Genomic DNA, 7446 nt, shown 5'->3' with positions numbered 1-7446 from the left:
ACCTCGAACAGGGTGAGGTCGCGGCCGCCGGTGATCGAGATCAGCAGGCCCTTGGCGCCCTTCATCGAGGTCTCGTCGAGCAGCGGGTTGGCGATCGCTGCCTCGGCGGCGGCCATGGCGCGGCCCTCGCCCGAAGCTTCGCCCGTGCCCATCATCGCCTTGCCCATCTCGCGCATCACCGAGCGGACGTCGGCGAAGTCGAGGTTGATCAGGCCTTCCTTGACCATCAGGTCGGTGATGCAGGCGACACCCGAGTAGAGCACCTGGTCGGCCATGGCGAAGGCATCAGCGAAGGTGGTCTTGTCGTTGGCCAGCCTAAACAGGTTCTGGTTGGGGATGACGATGAGCGTGTCGACGCATTTCTGCAGTTCCTCGATGCCCAAGTCGGCCGTCTTCATGCGGCGCTGGCCCTCGAAGTGGAACGGCTTGGTGACGACGCCGACGGTGAGAATGCCCTTCTCGCGCGCGGCGCGGGCGACTACCGGGGCAGCGCCGGTGCCGGTGCCGCCGCCCATGCCGGCGGTGACGAAGCACATATGGGTATTGGAGAGGTGATCGATGATCTCATCGATGCATTCCTCCGCCGCCGCGCGGCCGACCTCCGGCTGCGAGCCGGCGCCGAGACCCTCGGTGACATGCGCGCCAAGCTGGATCAGCCGTTCCGCCTTCGACATGGTCAGCGCCTGCGCATCGGTGTTCGCCACCACGAACTCGACACCGCGCAAGCCGGCGGTGATCATGTTGTTGACCGCATTGCCGCCGCCGCCGCCTACACCAAACACGGTGATGCGTGGCTTCAGCTCGGTGATGTCCGGCTTTTGCAGATTGATGGTCATTGTCTCCGTCCTTTGCCTTTCCCGCCGCTTCGCCGCTGCGGCCGCCTATGGGGCTGTCCCCGTCAATTTTAGAAACTGTCTCTCAACCACTGACTCATGCGATGCAGTTTTCCACCCGTTCCAGTCATCCTGAGACCGGAAATTCCTTTCACCGAATGGCTCTCGAAGCTCGCCATCTGCGGATAGATCAAAAGCCCGACCGGGGTCGAGAACGCCGGCCCCTTGGCCGCCTCCGGCAGGCCCGCCACGCCGAGCGGGCGGCCGATGCGCACATTGCGGCCGAGGATGCGGCGCGCTGCTTCCGGCAGACCGGAAAGCTGGCTGGCGCCGCCGGTGAGCACAACGCGCTTGCCGACGGCATTGCCGTAGCCGGACTTGTTCAGCCGGTCGCGCAAAAGCTCCAGCGTCTCGTCGATACGGGCGCGAATGATGCGCGTCATCATCGAGCGCGGTATCTGCAAGGGCACCTCGCCTTCCTCGCCGATCGGCTGAATCGAGACGAGGTCGCGATCGTCCGCGCTGCCGGGCAGCGCCGAACCGTGCATCACCTTCAGCCGCTCGGCGGCATCGAGAGAGGTCGACAGGCCCTTGGCCATGTCGAGCGTTACATGATTGCCGCCGATAGCGATGGCGTCGCCATGAACGAACTTGCCTTCCGCGAACACTGAGATCGTCGTCGTACCGCCACCCATGTCGATGCAGGCGGCGCCCATCTCGAGCTCATCGTCGACGAGTGCGGCAAGTCCACTGGCATAGGGGGTTGCCACCATGCGCTCGACCGAGAGATGCGAACGGTTGATGCAGAGCTCCAGGTTGCGCAGCGGCGCGGAATCGCCTGTCAGCACATGCATGTCGACGCCCAGCGTGTCGCCGACCATGCCGCGTGGATCGCGCACGCCGCGCTCGGCGTCGAGCGAGAAGCCGACTGGAAGCGAATGGATCACCTCACGCTCGGCCTTCAACGCCTGCTTGGCACCGGCGGCAAGCACGCGCTTGATGTCGGCCTCGTCGGCCTGATGGCCGCCGAGATTGATCGTGGCCGAGAAGGTCTCGCTCTTCAGCCTTCCGGCGGTCATGTTGACGATCAGCGAATCCACCGTCAGCCCGGCCATGCGCTCAGCGGCGTCGACGGCCAGACGGATGGCATGCTCGGCGCGGTCGAGATCGACGACCACGCCCGACTTCACGCCTTGCGATTTCTGGTGGCCGATGCCGATCACCTGGATGCGATGCGAGCGCCCGCGCAAAAGCTTGCCGTCCTCACGCGGCTTCAGCTTCGCCACCACACAGCAAACCTTGCTCGAGCCGACGTCGAGCACCGTCAGCGTGCCGGACCGGCGCGAGGAGGCGTCGCTGTTGCCGCCAAGCCAGCTCATATCTTCGTCTCCGGCTTGCGCTTCAGATTCTGCGGCTTTTCGTTGAGCGTGGCCTCGCGCTGCGTCGCCGCCTCCGGCGTCAACTGCACGACGAGGCGGTCGGACAGGCGCATGTCGACGGCTGCGATGTCGCGCGTCAGAAGGCCGTTGTCGCGGTCCATCCTGACCAGTTCGGCGATCGCCTGGTCTTCGCCGTCTTCCGGCAACTTAACCGTGATGCCGTTCTCCAGCTTCAGGTCCCAGCGCCGCTCGCCGACGCGGATATAGCCTTTGACTCGCGCCGCAAGCTCGGGATAGCGCTTCACCTTGGCAAGGAAGTCCGGCGCCGTGGCTGGCGCGCCGGTGCCGATGATCAGCGGCAGCAGCGCCTGCTTGCCGCCTGAGAACGGGGCGATGACCTGGCCGTCGCGCTCGATGACCGAAAGCGAATTGCCCTGCTGCCAGAGCGCGAAAGGCTCACGCTCCTCGACGCGCACTTCCAGCGTATGCGGATAGACCTTGCGTACCGCCGCGACCTCGACCCAGGGTAGCGTCCTGATCCGCTCGCGCGCGGCCTCGGCATCGAATCCGATCAGCGAGGTCCAGCCGTCAAGCTCGAGCCGGTCCAGTATGTCGATCTCGGAGGTCTCGCGGTTGCCAACCACCTTGATCTGATCGACTGCGAAACCGGTGCGCGCCGTGATGCCCTGAACGACGCCGTCGATCTGCCCGCCAAGATAGGCGCCGTAGGCGCTGCCGGACCCAATCAGCACAGCCGAAAGGATCGCAGCGGAGAAAGGCGGGGCGGTGAATTCACCACCGCCGAGGCGCGCCAGGACGCGCACCGGCCGGCGAAACATGCGCGGCAACACGAAATGGTCGAACGACAACGGCAGACCGAACAGCGCCGGCCCGGCGCCCGCCCCCTTGCCCTGTCCCCACCTCAACGCAGACACGAAGCGTCCTCCACCATCCAACTCAACAGTTCGCCGAACGAATGCCCCGCTTGTGCGGCGATTTCAGGCACCAGAGACGTCGGCGTCATGCCCGGCTGGGTGTTGATCTCGAGCCAGACAACCTCGCCGTTTTCGGAGTGACGGTCGTCGTAACGGAAGTCCGACCGGGAAACGCCCCGGCAACCGATAGCTTGGTGAGCCTTAAGCGCCAGTGTCTGTATTTTTTGGTAAATATTCGGTGAAATTTTAGCAGGGGTTTCGTGTTTTGATCCGCCCGCCACGTATTTCGAATCGTAATCGTAGAAGGAATGGCCGGTCGGAATGATCTCGCAGACGCCGAGCGCCACATCGCCCATCACCGCGCAGGTCAGCTCACGCCCATGGATGTAGCGCTCGACCATGACGGTGTCGCCATATTTCCATTCGGACGAGCCGATGACCTGCGGCGGATGCGACTGCCCTTCATGCACGATGACGACGCCGAAGCTCGATCCTTCGTTGACCGGCTTGACCACGTAGGGCGGCTTCATCGGATGCTTGTTCTGGATGGCGAAGCGGTTGGCCACCTTCGATTCCGCCACCAGGATGCCGGCTGCCTTGGCGACTTTCTTGGCCTGCTCCTTGTTCATGGCCAGCGCCGAGGCAAGCACGCCGGAATGCGTGTAGGGGATTTCGAGATATTCGAGGACACCCTGAATGGTGCCGTCCTCACCGAACGGACCGTGCAGCGCATTGAAGGCAACGTCAGGCTTGAGCGCGACAAGCACGGAGCCGACATCGCGCGCAACGTCGACCCGGGTGACGCGATAGCCTTCATTCTCGAGCGCATCCGCACATGCCTTCCCCGAGGACAGGGACACGGGCCGCTCCGACGAAAAACCACCGAGCAGGACGGCCACATGCTTGTTCTTCATCTCCCGTCATCCCCTCTCACGGCGGGCCGCGACTGACATTTCCACACCAGCATTCCCGCACGGTGAGTCCGAGTCTTCCGGCAGGTTGCCCCCCAGACGGAAAACGCGACCGACGCGTCGAACGACTCAAATCAGGAAACGCTTGAGGCCAGAGAATCAGAGAGTTGATTCGCTGGCAAGTCCTTAAGATTCCGAGAGATTCACTTTCCGCGAAAACAGTTGCGAAAAGTGTGTCGTAGAGTCTTTGGGGCAACGGTCCCTGGGCCGTTACGGATCGCCGAAGTTCATGTATTACTTGAACTTCGCCACACCCTGGAGGTGCGCTGAGTTCCAGCTCAGGCCGGCATCGCCTGAGCGCCGGCACGCCTTAGAGGAGTTGCCCCAGGAATTCCTGAACCGCATGGCCGGACCGGAAATCGCCGAGGCGCTTGATTTCCCAATGCAGCCGGACGCCCGAATTCTCGAGCACCCGCGCGCGCACGGTCTCGCCGAGATATTCGAGGTCGTAGCCGGTCGCGGTGCCGGTGTTGATCATGAAATTGCAATGCATCGGCGACATCTGCGCGCCGCCGATCATCAAGCCACGGCAGCCGGCCTTGTCGATCTCCTTCCAGGCCGAGGTGCCCTCCGGATTCTTGAACGTCGAGCCGCCGGTCTTCTCGCGGATCGGCTGCACCGTCTCGCGATGGTTCTGCACCGCATCCATCGCCGCCTTGATCGTCGCCTGGTCTTCCGGATGCCCCTCGAACAGCGCCGAGGTGAAGATCAGCCCCGAAGGTGCCGCCGAATGCCGATAGGCATAGCCCATGTCGGCATTGCTGAGCGTGTGAAGATTGCCCTTGCGGTCGAGCGCCCGCACCTCGACGACGCGTTCGCGCGTCTCGACGCCATTGGCGCCGGCGTTCATCCTCAGCGCACCGCCGACGGCGCCGGGAATGCCGTGGTAGAAATGGAAGCCGCCGATCCCCGCCTCATAGGCGACGGCCGCGAGGCGCTTGTCGGGCGTTGCGGCGCCGGCCCTGATTGTGGTCGGCGAAACGACTTCCGCCTCGCCAAAGCCCTTGGCCGAAAGCCGGATGACGAAACCTGGAATGCCGCCGTCGCGCACCAGGAGGTTCGAGCCGACGCCGACGACGGTCAGCGGGATTTCCTCCGGCACGGCGCGTAGGAAGGCGGCGAGGTCCTCCTCGTCAGCCGGCTGGAACAGCGCGTCCGCCAGGCCGCCGGCGCGAAACCAGGTGATCTTGTCCATCTCGGCGTTGGGCGTGACGCGGCCGCGCAGGCCGGCCAGCCGGTCGCCAAGCTTTTCGATCAGGGCCTGGCCGCGCATCATGAGGCCGTCCCGCCGAGTTCCTTGGGCAAAGCATAGGCCCATTGCGTGATGTTGCCGGCGCCGAGGAAGACGACGAAGTCGCCCGGCTTGGCCAGTTCGCGGATGATCGGCGCGATCGCCGACGGGCCCTCAATATTGCGCGCGTCGCGATGACCGCCGGCGCGGATGCGCGACACCAGCGCATCCGAAGTGACGCCTTCGATCGGCTCTTCGCCTGCCGCATAGACCGGCGCCACCATCACTGTGTCGGCGTCGTTGAAGCAGACCGAGAACTCGTTGAACAGATCGTGCAGCCGGGTGTAGCGGTGCGGCTGCGCAATAGCGATGACGCGGCCTTTGGTGGCGCTGCGCGCGGCCTTCAGCACCGCCGTGATCTCGACCGGATGGTGGCCGTAATCGTCGAAGATCTCGACGCCGTTCCACGAGCCGGTATGAGTGAAGCGCCGCTTGACGCCGGCGAAGGACGACAGGCCCTTCTTGATCGCCTCGGCGGTGAGGCCAAGCTCATGCGCGACCGCGATCGCGGCGGTCGCGTTGGAGACGTTGTGGCGGCCGGGCATCGGCAGACGCAGATCGGCAATCGTCGTTTGACCGCCCGTCTTGCGGTCGCGGATGACGACGTCAAACTCGGAGGCGGCACCATCCATGCGGTGATTGGTGAAGCGCACGTCGGCCTGCGCGTTCTCGCCATAGGTGATGACGCGCCGGTCCTCGATGCGGCCGACCAGCGCCTGCACCTCGGGATGATCGGTGCACATCACGCCGAAGCCGTAGAACGGCACGTTCTCGACGAACTGGCGAAACGCCTCGCGCACCTTGTCGAAGCTGCCGTAATGGTCGAGATGCTCGGGATCGATGTTGGTGACGACGGCGATGTCGGCCGGCAGCTTCAGGAAGGTGCCGTCGCTCTCGTCGGCCTCGACCACCATCCATTCACCGTCGCCCATGCGGGCGTTGGTGCCATAGGCGTTGATGATGCCGCCATTGATCACGGTCGGGTCGAGCCCGCCCGCTTCGAGCAGTGTCGCCACCATCGAGGTGGTCGTCGTCTTGCCGTGCGTGCCGCCGATCGCAACCGCCTGGCGGAAGCGCATCAGTTCGGCCAGCATCTCGGCGCGGCGCACGACAGGCAGCAGCTTCTCGCGAGCGGCCTTGAGCTCCGGATTGGATTTCTTGATCGCGGTCGAGACGACAACCACTTCGGCATCGCCAAGGTTTTCCGCCTTGTGGCCGACGAAACACTCGATGCCCTTGTCGCGCAGCCGCTGCACATTGGCGCCGTCGGCCTGGTCGGAGCCCTGCACCTTGTAGCCGAGATTGTGCAGCACCTCGGCAATGCCGCTCATACCGATGCCGCCGATGCCGATGAAATGCACAAGGCCGATCGTCTGCGGCATCTTCATGCTTGCGTCCCCTTCCTGAAGTCCGAAACGGTTTTTTTCGACGCAATAGCCTCTGTCAGATCGGCGAGCAACCGCGCCGCGTTCGGTTTTCCGGCCGACCGGGCGGCCGCGGCCATGGCCGACAGCCGATCCGGGTCCTGAATCAGCCCGGCGACCAGCGTGGCGATGCGCTCGGGGGAAAGCGTGGATTGCGGATGCACCTCCGCCCCACCGGCCGCCGCAAGGGCGGCCGCATTCGCCGCCTGGTCGTGGTCGAGCGCGTGCGGATAGGGCACCAGCAGCGCCGGCCGGCCGATGACGGCGATCTCCGACACGGTCGAGGCGCCAGAGCGCGACATCACCAGGTGCGACGCCGCCATCCGCGCCGCCATGTCGGTGAAGAACGGCGACACCTGCGCCTCGACGCCCAGCGACGCATAGGCCGCCTTGACCCGCGCCACGTCCTCGGCGCGCGCCTGCTGTGTGATCATCAGCCGCTTGCGCTCGGCCTCCGGCAGAAGCCCGATTGCCGCGGGCACGGCGTCGGAGAAGAACTGCGCGCCCTGGCTCCCGCCGAACACCAGGAAGCGGAATGGCTCATCGCCGGTCGAAGCCACATAAGGCGTCTTTGCCGCCTCCAGGATCTGCGGCCTGACCGGATTGCCGGTGG

The 7446-nt window shown here is 64.9% G+C and carries 7 protein-coding genes; all 7 read right to left on the bottom strand.

Annotation, left to right across the window (positions count from 1 at the left end; translation table 11 throughout):
- The coding region (gene ftsZ / locus EN781_RS20245) for a cell division protein FtsZ (RefSeq protein ID WP_127400269.1) at window positions 1-836 on the bottom strand (836 nt) is incomplete at its 3' end.
- Between the two features lie 68 nt (window positions 837-904).
- The gene (gene ftsA, locus EN781_RS20240; protein WP_126053902.1) at window positions 905-2212 is read right to left on the bottom strand and encodes a cell division protein FtsA; all 1308 of its coding nucleotides are present in this window, start codon (window positions 2210-2212) and stop codon (window positions 905-907) included.
- Window positions 2209-3147 (bottom strand): cell division protein FtsQ/DivIB, encoded by a 939-nt coding sequence (locus tag EN781_RS20235; RefSeq protein ID WP_126053901.1) that lies wholly within the window; start codon window positions 3145-3147, stop codon window positions 2209-2211. The genes ftsA and EN781_RS20235 overlap by 4 nt, the downstream gene beginning before the upstream one ends.
- On the bottom strand, window positions 3135-4061 hold the full coding sequence (locus tag EN781_RS20230; RefSeq protein ID WP_127400268.1) for a D-alanine--D-alanine ligase: 927 nt from the start codon (window positions 4059-4061) through the stop codon (window positions 3135-3137). Before EN781_RS20230 ends, EN781_RS20235 begins: the two co-directional genes overlap by 13 nt.
- A gap of 367 nt (window positions 4062-4428) precedes the next feature.
- A complete protein-coding gene (gene murB / locus EN781_RS20225) occupies window positions 4429-5394 on the bottom strand; it encodes a UDP-N-acetylmuramate dehydrogenase (protein ID WP_126053900.1) in 966 nt (321 codons plus the stop codon).
- Window positions 5391-6797: a UDP-N-acetylmuramate--L-alanine ligase gene (murC, locus tag EN781_RS20220; RefSeq protein WP_126053899.1), complete on the bottom strand. Its 1407-nt coding sequence runs from the start codon at window positions 6795-6797 to the stop codon at window positions 5391-5393. The genes murB and murC overlap by 4 nt, the downstream gene beginning before the upstream one ends.
- Window positions 6794-7446: glycosyltransferase (locus EN781_RS20215; protein WP_281034383.1), on the bottom strand; the 653-nt coding region annotated here is incomplete at its 5' end. The genes murC and EN781_RS20215, both read right to left, overlap by 4 nt.

Source organism: Mesorhizobium sp. M4A.F.Ca.ET.090.04.2.1 (assembly GCF_003999085.1).
Classification (GTDB): domain Bacteria; phylum Pseudomonadota; class Alphaproteobacteria; order Rhizobiales; family Rhizobiaceae; genus Mesorhizobium.
Note: the sequence above shows the minus strand (reverse complement) of the source record. Positions and strands in the feature narration are given on the sequence as shown.

What these genes read in the sequence shown, in the direction of transcription:
- ftsA (WP_126053902.1), bottom strand. Translation starts at nt 2,212, where the DNA reads ATGAGCTGGCTTGGCGGCAACAGCGACGCCTCCTCGCGCCGGTCCGGC.
- EN781_RS20230 (WP_127400268.1), bottom strand. Translation starts at nt 4,061, where the DNA reads ATGAAGAACAAGCATGTGGCCGTCCTGCTCGGTGGTTTTTCGTCGGAG.
- murB (WP_126053900.1), bottom strand. Translation starts at nt 5,394, where the DNA reads ATGATGCGCGGCCAGGCCCTGATCGAAAAGCTTGGCGACCGGCTGGCC.
- murC (WP_126053899.1), bottom strand. Translation starts at nt 6,797, where the DNA reads ATGAAGATGCCGCAGACGATCGGCCTTGTGCATTTCATCGGCATCGGC.